A 14,107-nucleotide genomic window follows, 5' to 3' on the forward strand; every position below is an offset into this window, starting at 1 on the left:
ATGAGCACGATCACCGCCGAGGAGCTCTCGGCCACCACCCTGCTGCGGTTCGCGACCGCCGGTTCCGTCGACGACGGCAAGTCCACCCTCGTGGGCCGGCTGCTGCACGACTCCAAGTCGGTCCTCACCGACCAGCTGGAGGCCGTCGAGCGCGTCTCGGCCAGCCGCGGCCAGGAGGCCCCGGACCTCGCGCTGCTCACCGACGGCCTGCGGGCCGAGCGGGAGCAGGGCATCACCATCGACGTGGCCTACCGCTACTTCGCCACCGCCAAGCGCCGGTTCATCCTCGCGGACACGCCGGGGCACGTGCAGTACACCCGCAACATGGTGACGGGTGCCTCCACCGCCGAGCTGACGGTGATCCTGATCGACGCCCGCAACGGTGTCGTCGAGCAGACCCGCCGGCACGCGGCCCTCGCGGCGCTGCTGCGCGTGCCGCACGTGGTGCTCGCCGTGAACAAGATGGACCTGGTCGACTACGAGGAGCCCGTGTTCGCCGCGATCGCCGAGGAGTTCACGGCGTACGCGACCGAGCTGGGCGTCCCGGAGGTCACCGCGATCCCGATCTCGGCGCTCGCCGGTGACAACGTGGTGGAGCCGTCCTCGAACATGGACTGGTACGGCGGCCCGACCGTCCTGGAGCACCTGGAGACGGTCCCGGTCACCCACGACCTGAGCCACTGCCACGCCCGCCTGCCCGTGCAGTACGTGATCCGTCCGCAGACCTCCGAGCACCCCGACTACCGGGGGTACGCCGGTCAGATCGCCGCGGGTTCGTTCCGTGTCGGCGAGCCGGTGACGGTGCTGCCCTCGGGCCGTGCTTCGAAGATCTCCGGCATCGACCTGCTCGGCGAGCCGGTCGACGTCGCCTGGACCACCCAGTCGGTGACCGTGCTCCTCGAGGACGACATCGACATCTCGCGCGGCGACCTCATCGTGCCCAGCAAGGACGCCCCGGCGACCACGCAGGACATCGAGGCGACCGTCTGCCATGTCGCCGACCAGCCGCTCACCGTGGGCCACCGGGTGCTCCTCAAGCACGGCACGCGCACGGTCAAGGCGATCGTCAAGGACATCCCGTCCCGGCTGACGCTCGACGACCTGTCCCTGCACCCGCACCCCGGACAGCTCGTCGCCAACGACATCGGCCGCGTGAAGATCCGCACCGCGGAACCGCTGCCGGTGGACTCCTACGCCGACTCCCGCCGTACGGGCTCGTTCATCCTGATCGACCCCAACGACGGCACCACGCTGACCGCGGGCATGGTCGGCGAGTCGTTCGCGTCCCCCGAGCCCGTCAAGGACGCGGCCGAGGACGACGGGTGGGACTTCTGACATGACCTCCCAGGACTTCTACGCGACGTTCGCGAAGGAGGGCGGCCGCGTGGGCAGCGGCGCCCTCGGCAGCGGGCAGGGCGGGGTGGCGCGATGTGTGCGGTGACGTACGCGCACTGCCTGCGCGCCCTCAGTCCCCACCGCCGTAGACGAAAACCCGACCTCCCGGCCACGACCTGAGAGACCGTGACCGCCGGGCCTCCGAGAGGAACACCTCCCGTGCCTGCACACCGCTCCGCCGCTCTCCGTCGCACCTTCGCGGCCCTCACCGCCCTCCCGCTGCTGGCCCTGGCCGCCTGCGGCTACGGCTCCCAGTCCACGGAGTCCAAGACCGCCAAGGTCGCCGCCGGTGCCGAGAAGATCGGCGGTCTCGACACCGTCAACATCGGCTACTTCGGCAACCTCACCCACGCGACCGCCCTCGTCGGTATCCAGAAGGGCTTCTTCCAGAAGGAGCTCGGCGGCACCCAGGCGAAGTACACGACCTTCAACGCCGGCCCCTCGGAGATCGAGGCCCTCAACGGCGGCTCCATCGACATCGGCTGGATCGGCCCGTCCCCGGCGATCAACGGCTACACCAAGGCCGACGGCGCCAACCTGCGCATCATCGGCGGTTCGGCGTCCGGCGGGGTGAAGCTCGTCGTCGACCCGGACAAGATCAAGTCCCTCAAGGACGTCAAGGGCAAGAAGATCGCCACCCCACAGCTCGGCAACACGCAGGACGTGGCGTTCCTCAACTGGATCGCGGAGCAGGGCTGGAAGGTCGACGCGAACACCGGCAAGGGCGATGTGTCGGTGGTCCGCACGGAGAACTCCGTCACCCCGGACGCCTACAAGTCCGGTGCCATCGACGGTGCCTGGGTGCCGGAGCCGACCGCGTCCAAGCTGGTCGCCGAGGGCGCGAAGGTGCTGCTCGACGAGGCCGACCTGTGGCCGGACAAGAAGTTCGTGATCACGAACATCATCGTGCGCCAGGAGTTCCTGAAGGAGCACCCCGACGTGGTGGAGGCCGTGCTGCGCGGCTCGGTCGAGACCAACGCGTTCATCGTCTCCGACTCCGACGAGGCCAAGGCCGCGGCGAACGCCCAGCTGAAGGCCGACTCCGGCAAGGAGCTGCCTGCGGACGTGCTCGACCCGGCGTGGAAGTCCATCCAGTTCATCAACGACCCGCTGGCGTCCACCCTGCAGACCGAGGCCGACCACGCGGTCGAGGCCGGTCTGCTGGAGAACCCGAAGCTCGACGGGATCTACGACCTGACGTTGCTCAACAAGGTCCTCGAGGCCGAGGGCGACGACCAGGTCAGCGACGCCGGTCTCGGCGTCAAGTAACCGCGAAGTCCGATGAGTTCCCAGGAGGTGACGACCATGGCCACCGCACTCGCCAAGGCCGCCGACGGCGTCCAGGCGGCCGAGCACGCCGCCCGGATCGAGCACGTATCGAAGTCCTTCTCCGGGCCGGCCGGGCAGCAGCTCGTCCTGGACGACATCACGCTCGATGTCGCCCCCGGCGAGTTCGTCACCCTCCTGGGGGCCTCGGGCTGCGGCAAGTCGACGCTGCTCAACCTGGTCGCGGGTCTCGACGCCCCGACCGCGGGCAGCATCACGACCGACGGGCGTCCGGCCCTGATGTTCCAGGAGCACGCCCTGTTCCCGTGGCTCACCGCGGGCAAGAACATCGAACTCGCCCTGAAACTGCGGGGAGTTCCGAAGAACGACCGGCGCGAGCGGACCGAGGACCTGCTCGGTCTGGTCCGGCTGAAGGGCGCGTACGGCAAGCGGGTGCACGAGCTGTCCGGCGGTATGCGCCAGCGCGTCGCCCTCGCCCGCGCCCTGGCACAGGAGAGCAAGCTGCTGCTGATGGACGAGCCGTTCGCCGCGCTCGACGCCATCACCCGGGACGTGCTCCACGACGAGCTGACCCGGATCTGGCGCGAGACACAGGTCTCGGTGCTGTTCGTGACGCACAACGTGCGCGAGGCGGTACGGCTGGCCGAGCGGGTCGTCCTGCTGTCCTCGCGCCCCGGCCGGGTGGCCCGCGAGTGGACCGTGGGCATCCCGCAGCCGCGCCGTATCGAGGACACCGCCGTGGCGGAGCTGTCCGTCGAGATCACCGAAGAACTGCGTAGGGAGATCCGCCGCCATGGCCAGCACTGAGACCAAGAGCGTCCCCGGGCCCGCCGGGGACGCCGGGGACGCGGACGATCTCGCCGGGCTGGAGGCGGGCCTCGACGCGCTGGACTCGGTACAGACCGGGCGCCCGCCGCTGCGCCAGGTGCTCGTCCAGAAGGTGCTGCCCCCGGTCATCGCGATCGCCCTGGTGCTGGCCGTCTGGCAGCTCCTCGTGCTGGCGGAGGTCGCGCCGGCCTACAAGCTGCCCGCGCCCTCCGCCGTGTGGGACGAGGTGCGGCAGGCCTGGTTGCAGGGAACCCTCCTGGACTCCATCTGGACCAGTGTCTCGCGCGGTCTGCTCGGCTTCGTGGCCGCGCTGGCGATCGGCACCCCGCTGGGGCTGCTGGTGGCGCGGGTGCGGATCGTCCGCGCGGCGATCGGCCCGATCCTGTCCGGTCTGCAGTCGCTGCCGTCGGTGGCGTGGGTGCCGGCCGCGGTGGTCTGGCTGGGGCTGGAGCCGTCGGTGATGTACACGGTGATCCTGCTCGGCGCGGTCCCGTCGATCGCCAACGGTCTGGTGTCCGGCATCGACCAGGTGCCGCCGCTGTTCCTGCGGGCCGGCCGCACCCTGGGCGCGACCGGGCTGAAGGGCACCTGGCACATCGTGATGCCGGCTGCGCTGCCCGGCTATGTGGCCGGTCTGAAGCAGGGCTGGGCGTTCTCCTGGCGTTCGCTGATGGCCGCCGAGATCATCGCCAAGGCACCCGACATCGGCTCGGGCCTCGGGCAGATGCTGGAGGCGGGCCGCACCAACAGCAGCATGCCGCAGGTGTTCCTCGCGATCTTCCTGATCCTGATCGTCGGTATCGCCATCGACCTGCTGCTGTTCAGCCCGCTGGAGCGGTGGGTGCTGCGCAGCCGCGGCCTGCTGGTCAAGAACTGACCGCCATGTCCGGCAAGCCGGTTCTCCTCGTCGTCGCCCACGGCAGCCGCGACCCGCGGCACGCCGCGACCGTGCACGCCCTCGTCCGGCGGGTGCGGGCGCTGTGCCCCGGGCTGCGCGTGGAGACCGGCTTCCTCGACTTCGACACCCCGTCGGTGCCGGGGGTGCTGGAGTCGCTGGCGGCCCAGGGCGTCCGGGACGTGGTGGCCCTGCCGCTGCTCCTGACCCGCGCCTTCCACGCCAAGGCGGACCTCCCGGCGGTCCTGCGGGAGGCGCCCGCCTCCTTGCGCATCCGCCAGGCCGAGGTGCTCGGTCCCTCGCCGCTGCTGCTGTCGGCCCTCGAACGCCGGCTGTACGAGGCGGGGCTGACCCCCGCCGACAAGTCCTCGACCGGGGTCGTCCTGGCCTCGGCGGGGTCCTCCGACCCGGAGGCGATCGCGGTGATCGCCGACATCGCGCGGGAGTGGTGGCACACCGGTTGGTGCGCCGTGCGACCCGCGTTCGCCTCCGCGGCCCTTCCCCGCACCGAGGACGCCGTCCGCGAACTGCGGGCCCTCGGCTGCGAGCGGGTGGCCGTGGCGCCGTACGTCATCGCGCCCGGCCGGCTGCCGGACCGGATCGCGGCCGGCGCGGCCGGGGCGGGCGCGGACGTCCTGGCCGAGGTGCTCGGCCCCTCCCCCGAGCTGGCCGCGCTGCTGCTGCGCCGCTACACCGCCGCACTCGGGCAGTGGCAGCTCGCCGCGGCCTGAGCCCGCCCCGTCGCAAGGGACGCCGCGCCCGGTCGCCCCGGACGAACGCGGCGGTCAGCCCGCCCCGGTCAGCTCCGCCAGCTTCACCACCGTGTTCCAGTTGCGGGTCGTGGCGATCAGGCCCTTCACAAGGCGGGGCTTCGCCAGGGTCTCCGCGAGCTTGGAGCGGCCGAGGCCCTCGGGGGCGTACAGGTACAGGGCGCGGTCGCCGATCCTGAACTCCTCCGGCAGGAAGGCCGGTTGGTCGAGCGACTCGAAGCGGCTCGCGTCCGGGGTCTGCGACAGGTACGTCACGTGGAGTTGCTTGCCCTGCAGTTCGGCCGCCGGGAACGGGCAGGCCGCGCGGACGGACTCCAGGTAGGCGTGGTCGCGGACCAGGACGTCGACGGTGAAACCGAAGTGTTTCTCGATGGCGGTCGTCAGGTCGGTGGCGAGGGAGTTCTCGTCGCCGTGGTCACTGGTGAAGACCGCGTTGCCGCTCTGGAGGTAGGTGGCCACGCCGGTGTGGCCGAGGCCGGTCAGGAGGGTGCGCAGGTCGGCCATCGGGACCTTCTTGTTGCCGCCTACATTGATCCCGCGCAGGAGCGCCGCGTACGTCGTCATGGGGCCACGATAGGCAGGCCGGGCCGGTGCCCCTGAGGGGCGGCCCCGACGGGGCGGGATAGGTGTAGGGGGCCACTGTCCTCCTTGGTGGGGAGAGGGTGCGGTCCGAGGGGAGGACTCCTAGGCGTCCGCGGTCACCGGGCAGCACGATGAGATGGGTTTATCCGGCCCATACCTTCGAAACGAAAGGTGGCGGCAGGGGGTCGCCATCGTCACCGAGGGGGCTGGCCCGTCATGGGGAACGGAGACGTACGGGTGCGGGGGATCGCCGCCCGCGCCGGCGGCTGGAGCGCCAAGCACCGATGGGCGGCCGTCGGTATCTGGGTGCTGTTCGTGGTGCTGACGATGGGGATCGGCTCGGCGATGGGCTCGGTCGAGGTCAAGGACAGCGACCAGCTCAAGGGGGAGACCAGCACGGCGGCCCACATCGTCGAGGAGGCGGGGATCGAGGAGCCCGCCGGTGAGAGCGTCCTGATCCAGGCGAAGGACGACGGCACCAGGGCCACGGACGCGGCGTTCCGGGCCGCCGTGGACGACGTGATGAAGGCCGTCGAGCGAACCGGGAAGGTCCGGGACGTGACCTCGCCGTACGACACGCGGACGATCTCGGAGGACGGCCGCAGCGCGCTGGTGCAGTTCGACGTGCGCGGCGCGTCGGACACCGCCGGTGAGCGGATCGAGCCGGTGCTGAAGGCCGTCGCGGATGTCCAGGAGGAGCACGGGACGCTGCGGATCGAGGAGATCGGCGGCGCCTCCATGATGAAGACGTTCGACGACGCCTTCGGGGACGACTTCCAGAAGGCCGAGTACTCGGCCGTGCCGGTGGCCCTCGGCATCCTGCTGATCGCGTTCGGCGCCGTCGTCGCGGCGCTGCTGCCGGTGGCGCTGGCCGTCACCGCGATCATGGCGACGATGGGTCTGATGGCCATCGTCAGCCATGTGATCCCGATGAGCGACACCGCCAACTCCGTGATGCTGCTGGTGGGTCTGGCCGTCGGCGTCGACTACTGCCTGTTCTACCTGCGCCGTGAGCGTGAGGAGCGGGCGGCGGGCCGGGACGCGCAGACCGCGCTGCGGGTGGCCGCCGCGACCAGTGGCCGCGCGATCATCGTCTCCGGCGTCACGGTGTGCGTGGCGATGGCGGGCATGCTGTTCACCGGGCTCGCCGAGTTCGAGGCGATGGGCCTGGCCTCGCTGATGGTCGTCGCCGTCGCGATGGTCGGTTCGGTGACGGTGCTGCCGGCGCTGCTGTCGCTGCTGGGCGGGCGGGTCGAGAAGGGCCGTATCCCGTTCCTGCACCCGGACAAGCGGCGCAAGAACGGCCGCTCCGGGGACGGTGCGGAGAGCCGCTTCTGGAACGCCGTCCTGCGGGTCGTCCTCGCCAAGCCCGCGCTGTCGCTGGTGGTCGCGACCGGCGCGCTGCTCGCCGTGGCCGCTCCCGCGGTCGGGATGAAGACGCAGAATCTCACGCTGGACCAGGAGTTCGGCGACTCGCTGCCGATCGTGCAGACCTACAACCGGGTCAACGAGGCCTTCCCGGGCGGTTCCGAACCGGCCGAGGTCGTCGTGAGGGCGAAGGACATCAACGCCCCCGAGGTACGGGCGGCGCTGGCCGACTTCAAGGCGGAGGCCGTCGCCTCGGGCGCCTCCCGGGGCCCGGTGGACATCAAGGTCCACGACGCGCAGAACGTGGCGTTCGTGTACGTGCCGCTGGTGGGCGGCTCCGACCAGGACAAGGCGGGCGCGAGCCTGGACAAGCTGCGCGACGAGGTGCGGCCCGGCACGCTCGGCGAGGTCGACGGTGTCGAGGCGCCGATCACCGGGCAGGTCGCGGGCAACAAGGACTTCAACGACCAGCTGACCGGAGCGGTCGTCCCGGTCTTCGCCTTCGTGGTGGTCTTCGCCTTCCTGCTGATGCTCCTGTCGTTCCGCTCCCTGACGATCGCGGTCACCTCGATCGTGCTGAACCTGCTGTCGGTGGGCGCCGCGTACGGCATCCTCGTCGCGGTCTTCCAGCACGGCTGGGGTGCCTCGCTGGTGGGCGCGGAGGGTGTCGGCGCCATCATCACCTGGCTGCCGCTGTTCCTCTTCGTGATCCTGTTCGGGCTGTCGATGGACTACCACGTGTTCGTGGTCTCGCGGATCCGTGAGGCCCGGCTGCGGGGCCGTACGACGAAGGAGGCGATCCGGCACGGCGTCGTCACCACGGCGGGGGTCGTGACCAGCGCCGCCGTCATCATGGTCGCCGTGTTCGCGATCTTCGGGACGCTCTCCATGCAGTCGATGAAGCAGATGGGCGTGGGCCTGGCGGCGGCCGTCCTCATCGACGCGACGATCATCCGGGGTGTGCTCCTCCCGGCGGTGATGGCCCTGCTGGGCGAGCGCAACTGGTACCTGCCGACGTGGCTGAACCGGCTGCCGGACCTCACCCACGACGAGTCTCCGGAGCCGGGTCCGGAGCCGGTGCCGGCCGGGCGGGACACGCGGGTACGGGTCTGACCCGCCCCTGAACACGTCTGTGGGCCGGGGGGTGTCACCGCCCCCCGGCCCACAGACGTGTCCGCCGGCTCAGGCGGCCTGGGCCACGTCCCCGCGTACGTCGCCCCGGTCGAAGGAGTCGAGAGTGCGGCTGAAGTCGCGGGTCGAGAGCAGCAGCTTGTAGACGATGGCCAGCTCGAAGACGATCAGCAGCGCTCCGGAGACGATCGTCGCCGTCATCACGGAGTCGACGAACGGGCCGATCATGAAGACGCCCATCTGGAACTCGATGCCGCTGATCAGGTGGGGGCGCACCCGGTGGCGCAGCAGGAAGGAGCGGACGCGCAGATAGGCGGGGAAGCGGCGGCGGAACTCCTGGTGCAGGTCGACGACCTGGGTCTGCGGCGCGGCCTGGGTGACCTCGGCGGTGGCCGTGCGCAGGTCCTGCTCGATGTCGGCCTCGGGGTTCTCGCGCAGCAGGTCCTCCATGAAGGCCAGTTCCCGCTCGTTCTCGGCGCGGCGGGCCTCGCGGAGCCGGGCCTTGATCTGCTTGCGCATGGTGTGGCGGACCTTGAAGGTCTCCAGGGAGTTGATGTAGCGCAGGGCGTCGCAGCCGATGACGGCGGCGGCGAGCCAGATGTAGAAGGTGTCGCCCGTGCGGTGGTACTGGCCGGCCATCAGGGCCACCGAGCACGCGGCGACGCGGACGCGGTCGAAGACGAAGTCGAGCCAGGCACCGAACACGGAGCCCTGGCCGGTGAGCCGGGCGACCTTGCCGTCCATGCAGTCGAGGATGAAACTCAGGTGATAGACGACGGCCCCGGCGATCAGCCAGCGCCAGTCGCCGAGGGCGAAGAAGGCCGCGGAGACCAGACCCAGTACGAAGGCACCCCAGGTCAGCTGGTTGGGCGTGATCCTCGTGTACTTCGCGGTCAGCCTCACCAACGGGGTGGCGACCGGGTCGACGAGCAGCACGGTCCACCAGGCGTCCCGCTTCTTCTGCGTGACGCGGCGCACTTCCGCGAGGTCGGGTATGTCTCGGCGCATGGGTCAACTTCCTGGCGTTCGAAATGAATTCACACCCAGCTTGGGTTTGGTTCACCCGAGGAACAAGAAGTGCCGACCACAACCTTTGGGAGGGGGTAACGGTCCTACCCGGTAACAGAGTCAACGCGTCTGCCTCGCGGAACGGGCGTTACCTCAACGTTATGAAATGACCGGACCGTTACCTAAAATGTGCCGGGACTTCACGGTAAACGTGGAACCTGACGGCTTGCCCGGCTATCCGCCACTTGCTGACACCGAAAGAGCGATGCCGGGGAGGGCTCGGATGAGCTGGTCGATGTTCGTCTTCCGTGATCACTGGGCCGACGCCCACGACCGGCAGCAGGGGGCGTTCATGGCCTTCGGGACGCTCTACTCCGAGGCCGCCCCCGCCTACCGGGAGACGGGCTGGCTGCGGCACTGGCAGGCTTCCTGGGCGGAGAGCGCCGACGCCCAGGCGAACGGGCTCAGCGACCTGGCCCCCGAGGAACATCTCATCGACGACGGACGCGTCGTCCGTTTCCGGGAGTTCCTACGCGACTACCGGTCGTGGGTGGCGTCCACCGCGGACACGATCCGCCTGCTCACCGGTTACGAGCCGGACGATCTCGTCGCCTTCGCGGTCACGATGGAGGCCGTGATCGCCGGAGACGTCAGCCATCCGAAAGTCCGGCGAAGGGTCCGCCCCACGGGCGACACGCCATGAACCGACCGGTCGGGCAGCGGCTTCCGCGGCGGTGCCCGAGCGGGGGATGCCGACGCTCTCCCACGGAGGCGCCGGCATCCCGGAGCGCGTTCAGTTCGTCAGGCGGAAGGTGGCGTCGCTCCGTCCTGTCGCGGTGCTGATGGGGTCGAGTCGCAGCTGGTAGGCGTAGTGGCGGAGGTAGCGGTCGGGGTGGTTGTAGGACTGGAACGACGACCAGGTCGGGTCGGCGAGGCCGGCGACCTTGCGGAAGGTGGCATCGGCGGCGAACTGCGCGGTGCCGTCGTAGCGCACCAGTCGGAAGTCGTAGTTGGCGTGGCGCAGGAAGTACCCGGGGAACCGCACCGACTCGAAGGAGACGGTCCCGGTGCCCGCGAGGCCGGGCCGCATCCGGAACTGGGCGTCGTCGGCGGGGCTCACGTCGGGATCGATGCGCACGTCGAAGTCGGTCTGCCGCACGTACCGGTCCTGGAAGTTGAAGGACTGCAGGCGCTGGGCCGGGGTGTTGGGCCAGCGGGCGAGGACGCGGCTCTCCTCGGCGGCCGTCAGGTTCAGGATCCAGCCGTGGCGCTTCTTCGTGCCGCCCATGGTGTAGCTTCCCGCAGCCTGCGTCTGGTAGGAGGCGGGGGCGGCCGGGTCGGTCGTCAGCACCGGCATGTAGCCGCGGTTGGAGGCGTACTGGTCGAGGTAGAGACCCCACTTGTTCTGCCCGTTGAACTTCATCCACATCGGGCCCTCGACCATCGCCCCGGTCAGGCCGATGCCGGAGAGGTTGCCGAGGTTGGTCCACGTTCCCAGGATGGAGTTGCTGCCTTCCAGGGTGATCTGTCCGTCGCCGGAGGCGCGCACGTAGCGGTAGTCGCCCACGCCGGAGGGCAGTTCGATGATCTGGGTGTCGATGATCTCCTGGGTACCGGGGCGTTCGATGTAGCTCTGCGGGGTGCTGATCGTGCGGAAGTCACGGGTGCGTGCGGCGAAGATGCGGTGCTTCGTCCTGCCGTCGAGGGGCACGTTCGTCGCCCAGTACAGGACGTAGTCGTTGGTCGCGGGGTTCCAGATCGCCTCGGGGGCCCAGGCGTTGCGGCCGTCGGGGATCGCGCCGGCGACGTTGAGCAGCCACGGATCCGACCAGGACACCAGGTCCGACGACTCCCACACCACCAGGTTGCGGCTGCCGTTGTTGATGGCGGCGTTCCAGTCCTGCCCGCAGCCGATGCACAGGTCGGTCGCGATGATCCAGTACTTGCTGCCGTCGGAGGATCTCACCAGTGCGGGGTCGCGCACCCCCTTGGTGCCGATCGTGGAACGCAGGACCATGGCGCCGCCGTTGAGGTCGCTCCAGTGCGTGCCGTCCGTGCTGTGGGAGAGGTACATCTGCTGGTTGGCGGCCCCCTCACCGGTGAAGTGCACCATCAGGTAGCCGGGGTCGGCGGCGGCCGCCTGCTGGGCCGTGGTCAGGGACTGCGAGGTGAAGAGGAGGCCGACGGCGACCAGTATCGCCGCGAGCCGGGTGAGAACCCTTGACATGCGCGTCCTGTCTTTCTGCGGGTGCCGGGGAGGGGCGGGGCGGAGTATCGGGCGCGTGACCGCGGGAGCCCGCCGAGGGAACGGGAGCGGAGCGGGCCGGAGGGACTTGCGGGCACCCCTTCTTGTTCGAAATCACGGACATTGTTCGTAAAGTCGGCATGAAGTTAGAGCGGCGCAAGAACGGGAGTCAAGAGGGAAGGCCGGGAGAAACAGCGTCGCCTCCGCGCTCCTCGGGCCGGCCCGCCCCCTCGCCCTCTCGGAGCTCCCGGCCTGACGCCGAACGAATGGCAGGGTCGGGTGATGCCACGTCAGGCAGAACGGGCCACGCCGCCCAGTTCCGCCTCGATGAGGTCGGCGGCCTGACGGGTGCCGCCCTCGCCCGCCATCTCCCGCCGCACCGCGTCGAGCCGGCGGGCCACCTCGGGGTCGTCGACGAGAGCGAGGACCGCCTCGCGCAGGGCCTCGGCCGTCGCCTCCTCCCTGGGGAGATGCCGGGCCACGCCGAGCGACTGGAGCATGTCGGCGTTGCCGAACTGGTCGGCGGCCTGCGGCACGGCGACCATGGGCGTGGCGGTGGCGAGCCCCTCCTGGCTGCCGCCGGCGCCCGCGTGGGTGACGAACGCGTCGGCCTGCCTGAGGATCGCGAGCTGCGGCACCCAGTCCCGCACCTCCACGTTGGCCGGGACCTCGCCCAGCTCGGCCGCGGTGACATGCCTGCCGACCTGCAGCACCATGTGCCAGCCGGGCAGGTCGCCGAAGGCCCGTACGCACGCGCGGTAGAAGTCGGGCTGCTTGGTGAAGGCGGACCCGAGCGAGACGAGGAGCACCTTCTCCGCGCCCTCCGGCCGCACCCAGCCGCCCTGTGCCGCGCGATCGCCCTGGCAGGCGCCGACGAAGGTGTGCCGGCTCTCGTCGACCCGGTCGGCGTTCGGCTGCAGTGCCTTCGGGATGAGGACGAGGGAGCGGGCGGGCCTGCCGACGAAGGGGTCGGGGTGCTCGGTGATCCCGTTCTCCTCCAGCCAGGACGCGAAGCGGGCGTAGTAGGCCCGGCCGCGCTCCGTCCTCCTCGGCTCGGCCCACATGGGTTCGGCCACCTCCTCCTCGTAGCCGGTCCAGGCGACCAGGTTCGGGGAGAGCGAGATCGCCTTGACGCCCCAGCGGTGGGCGAGCACCCGCGCCGGGTAGGAGGTGATGTCGTGCAGTACGAGGTCGGGCTCGTCACCGTCGTACAGCCCGGCGAGCTGGGGCAGGGCCTGGATCGCGTCGTCCAGGAAGGGCTCCACGTTGTCGAGCAGCGTGGTCCCCCATGCCTCGGGGTCCGCGTCGGGTCCGGGCAGGGTCGAGTGCCAGAGCTTCGGCTCGGCACCGGCCTCCGCCACCTTCTCCGCGAAGGCCGGCGGGATCGCGTACGTGACCCGGTGCCCGCGGGCCACCAGCTCGCGGATCACTTCGAGGCTGGGGTTCACGTGACCGTGGGCGGCGATGGAGAACATGGCGATGTGAAAGGTCATGCACTCGACCGTATGCGAGACGAGACGTCTCGTGCAACTATATTCCGTGCCACTCGGCGGCGACGCCGGCACGGCGAAACGCGCGGCCCGTCGGGGCGCCGAGGGCATGACAGAGCGTCAGAGAAGCGCGCCGAGGCTCCGACCTGTGCGAATGCGAGACTGGCTCCGATTGGCGTGAACCCGACGCCCCCGAGGGGAGCGTCGGCCGTACGGACACGGAGGCGAAGGATGGACGAGGCACGGGCGCGGGACGTCCTGGACGCGGCCGGTGTACTGCCCGGTGCGGCCGGGGAGGCACGGCTGCTCGCCCTGGGCGAGAACGCGGTGTTCGCCGCCGGTGACCTGGTGGTCAGGGTGGGCCGCGACGCCGAACTCCTGGACCGGGCCCGCCACGAACTCACCGTCGCCGCCTGGCTCGCCGAGAGGGGCCTCCCGGCCGTTCGGGCCGCCTCACCCCGGGCCCTGCTCGTCGAGGGGCACCCGGTGACGGTGTGGCACCGCCTGCCCGCGGCCGTACGCCCGGCCGGCCCCCGCGATGTGGCCGAGCTGCTGCGACTGGTCCACGCCCTGCCCGCACCGCCCTTCGCCCTGCCCCGCCGTGAACTGCTGGGCGGTGTGGAGCGCTGGCTGCGCCTGGCCGGTGACGCGATCGACCCGGCGGACGCGGCGTATCTCCGTGAGCGCCGGGACGGGTTCGCGTCGGCTGCGGCCGCCCTGACTCCGCGGCTGGCCCCGGGCCCGATCCACGGCGACGCCCTCCCCCGCAACGTGCACGTCGGCCCGGACGGTCCGGTCCTCGTCGACCTGGAGACCTTCTCCGGCGACCTGCGCGAGCACGACCTCGTCGTCATGGCCCTCTCCCACGACCGCTACGGGCTGCCGGCGCACGACTACGACGCCTTCACCGCCGCCTACGGCTGGGACGTGCGGGAGTGGGAGGGCTGCTCCGTGCTGCGGGGCGCCCGTGAGACGGCCAGCTGCGCCTGGGTCGCCCAGCACGCGCCGAGCAGTCCCGGGGCGCTGGCGGAGTTCGAACGCCGTGTCGCCTCGCTGCGCGACGGGGACGAGACGGTCCGCTGGTATCCGTTCTGATCAGAGGGGTGCC

Annotated in this window: 11 protein-coding genes and 1 pseudogene; 8 read left to right on the forward strand and 4 right to left on the reverse strand. The window is 70.7% G+C overall.

The window, feature by feature from the left end; all coding sequences use genetic code 11:
• The 5 genes from ACFU5F_RS20955 (at window position 1) to ACFU5F_RS20975 (ending at window position 5,136) form a co-directional block, all read left to right on the forward strand.
• Window positions 1-1,335 carry a sulfate adenylyltransferase subunit 1 gene (locus ACFU5F_RS20955; RefSeq protein WP_383889291.1) on the forward strand — a complete coding sequence of 445 codons (1,335 nt, stop codon included), beginning with the start codon at window positions 1-3 and terminating at the stop codon, window positions 1,333-1,335.
• A gap of 219 nt (window positions 1,336-1,554) precedes the next feature.
• On the forward strand, window positions 1,555-2,664 hold the full coding sequence (locus ACFU5F_RS20960) for an aliphatic sulfonate ABC transporter substrate-binding protein (protein ID WP_383889293.1): 1,110 nt from the start codon (window positions 1,555-1,557) through the stop codon (window positions 2,662-2,664).
• A 36-nt stretch (window positions 2,665-2,700) separates the two neighbouring features.
• Window positions 2,701-3,489: an ABC transporter ATP-binding protein gene (locus tag ACFU5F_RS20965; RefSeq protein ID WP_383889296.1), complete on the forward strand. Its 789-nt coding sequence runs from the start codon at window positions 2,701-2,703 to the stop codon at window positions 3,487-3,489.
• Complete coding sequence (locus ACFU5F_RS20970; protein WP_383889299.1) at window positions 3,476-4,387, forward strand: ABC transporter permease; 912 nt, start codon at window positions 3,476-3,478, stop codon at window positions 4,385-4,387. The genes ACFU5F_RS20965 and ACFU5F_RS20970 overlap by 14 nt, the downstream gene beginning before the upstream one ends.
• A gap of 5 nt (window positions 4,388-4,392) precedes the next feature.
• Entirely contained in the window at window positions 4,393-5,136 is a 744-nt protein-coding gene (locus ACFU5F_RS20975; RefSeq protein ID WP_383889302.1) for a sirohydrochlorin chelatase, read from the forward strand.
• Window positions 5,137-5,190: 54 nt separating this feature from the next.
• On the opposite strand, the gene ACFU5F_RS20980 is transcribed toward ACFU5F_RS20975, so the two are convergent.
• Window positions 5,191-5,739: a DUF1697 domain-containing protein gene (locus tag ACFU5F_RS20980; RefSeq protein ID WP_383889304.1), complete on the reverse strand. Its 549-nt coding sequence runs from the start codon at window positions 5,737-5,739 to the stop codon at window positions 5,191-5,193.
• A gap of 234 nt (window positions 5,740-5,973) precedes the next feature.
• On the opposite strand from ACFU5F_RS20980, the gene ACFU5F_RS20985 reads away from it, so the two are divergent.
• Complete coding sequence (locus ACFU5F_RS20985) at window positions 5,974-8,238, forward strand: MMPL family transporter (RefSeq protein WP_383889307.1); 2,265 nt, start codon at window positions 5,974-5,976, stop codon at window positions 8,236-8,238.
• 69 nt (window positions 8,239-8,307) lie between these two features.
• On the opposite strand, the gene ACFU5F_RS20990 is transcribed toward ACFU5F_RS20985, so the two are convergent.
• Window positions 8,308-9,264, reverse strand: coding sequence for a CDP-alcohol phosphatidyltransferase family protein (locus tag ACFU5F_RS20990; protein ID WP_383889309.1), 957 nt, complete (start codon window positions 9,262-9,264; stop codon window positions 8,308-8,310).
• Window positions 9,265-9,547: 283 nt separating this feature from the next.
• On the opposite strand from ACFU5F_RS20990, the gene ACFU5F_RS20995 reads away from it, so the two are divergent.
• Window positions 9,548-9,967 carry a hypothetical protein gene (locus ACFU5F_RS20995; RefSeq protein ID WP_383889312.1) on the forward strand — a complete coding sequence of 140 codons (420 nt, stop codon included), beginning with the start codon at window positions 9,548-9,550 and terminating at the stop codon, window positions 9,965-9,967.
• A gap of 90 nt (window positions 9,968-10,057) precedes the next feature.
• On the opposite strand, the gene ACFU5F_RS21000 is transcribed toward ACFU5F_RS20995, so the two are convergent.
• Both ACFU5F_RS21000 and mgt read right to left on the reverse strand, forming a co-directional pair.
• Entirely contained in the window at window positions 10,058-11,491 is a 1,434-nt protein-coding gene (locus tag ACFU5F_RS21000; protein ID WP_383889315.1) for a glycoside hydrolase family 43 protein, read from the reverse strand.
• 308 nt (window positions 11,492-11,799) lie between these two features.
• Window positions 11,800-13,039 (reverse strand): annotated as a pseudogene (mgt, locus tag ACFU5F_RS21005) (macrolide-inactivating glycosyltransferase).
• Window positions 13,040-13,230: 191 nt separating this feature from the next.
• Between mgt and ACFU5F_RS21010 the strand changes: the two are divergent.
• Window positions 13,231-14,094 (forward strand): phosphotransferase enzyme family protein, encoded by an 864-nt coding sequence (locus ACFU5F_RS21010; protein ID WP_383889317.1) that lies wholly within the window; start codon window positions 13,231-13,233, stop codon window positions 14,092-14,094.
• Window positions 14,095-14,107 lie beyond the last annotated feature (13 nt).

It is taken from the genome of Streptomyces sp. NPDC057438, from assembly GCF_042802995.1.
Lineage (GTDB): Bacteria > Actinomycetota > Actinomycetes > Streptomycetales > Streptomycetaceae > Streptomyces.

Coding starts and splice junctions, on each gene's coding strand:
- ACFU5F_RS20980 (WP_383889304.1), bottom strand. CDS start 5,739: ATGACGACGTACGCGGCGCTCCTGCGCGGGATCAATGTAGGCGGCAAC.
- ACFU5F_RS20965 (WP_383889296.1), top strand. CDS start 2,701: ATGGCCACCGCACTCGCCAAGGCCGCCGACGGCGTCCAGGCGGCCGAG.
- ACFU5F_RS21010 (WP_383889317.1), top strand. CDS start 13,231: ATGGACGAGGCACGGGCGCGGGACGTCCTGGACGCGGCCGGTGTACTG.
- ACFU5F_RS20955 (WP_383889291.1), top strand. CDS start 1: ATGAGCACGATCACCGCCGAGGAGCTCTCGGCCACCACCCTGCTGCGG.
- ACFU5F_RS20970 (WP_383889299.1), top strand. CDS start 3,476: ATGGCCAGCACTGAGACCAAGAGCGTCCCCGGGCCCGCCGGGGACGCC.
- ACFU5F_RS20975 (WP_383889302.1), top strand. CDS start 4,393: ATGTCCGGCAAGCCGGTTCTCCTCGTCGTCGCCCACGGCAGCCGCGAC.
- ACFU5F_RS20995 (WP_383889312.1), top strand. CDS start 9,548: ATGAGCTGGTCGATGTTCGTCTTCCGTGATCACTGGGCCGACGCCCAC.
- ACFU5F_RS20990 (WP_383889309.1), bottom strand. CDS start 9,264: ATGCGCCGAGACATACCCGACCTCGCGGAAGTGCGCCGCGTCACGCAG.
- ACFU5F_RS21000 (WP_383889315.1), bottom strand. CDS start 11,491: ATGTCAAGGGTTCTCACCCGGCTCGCGGCGATACTGGTCGCCGTCGGC.
- ACFU5F_RS20985 (WP_383889307.1), top strand. CDS start 5,974: ATGGGGAACGGAGACGTACGGGTGCGGGGGATCGCCGCCCGCGCCGGC.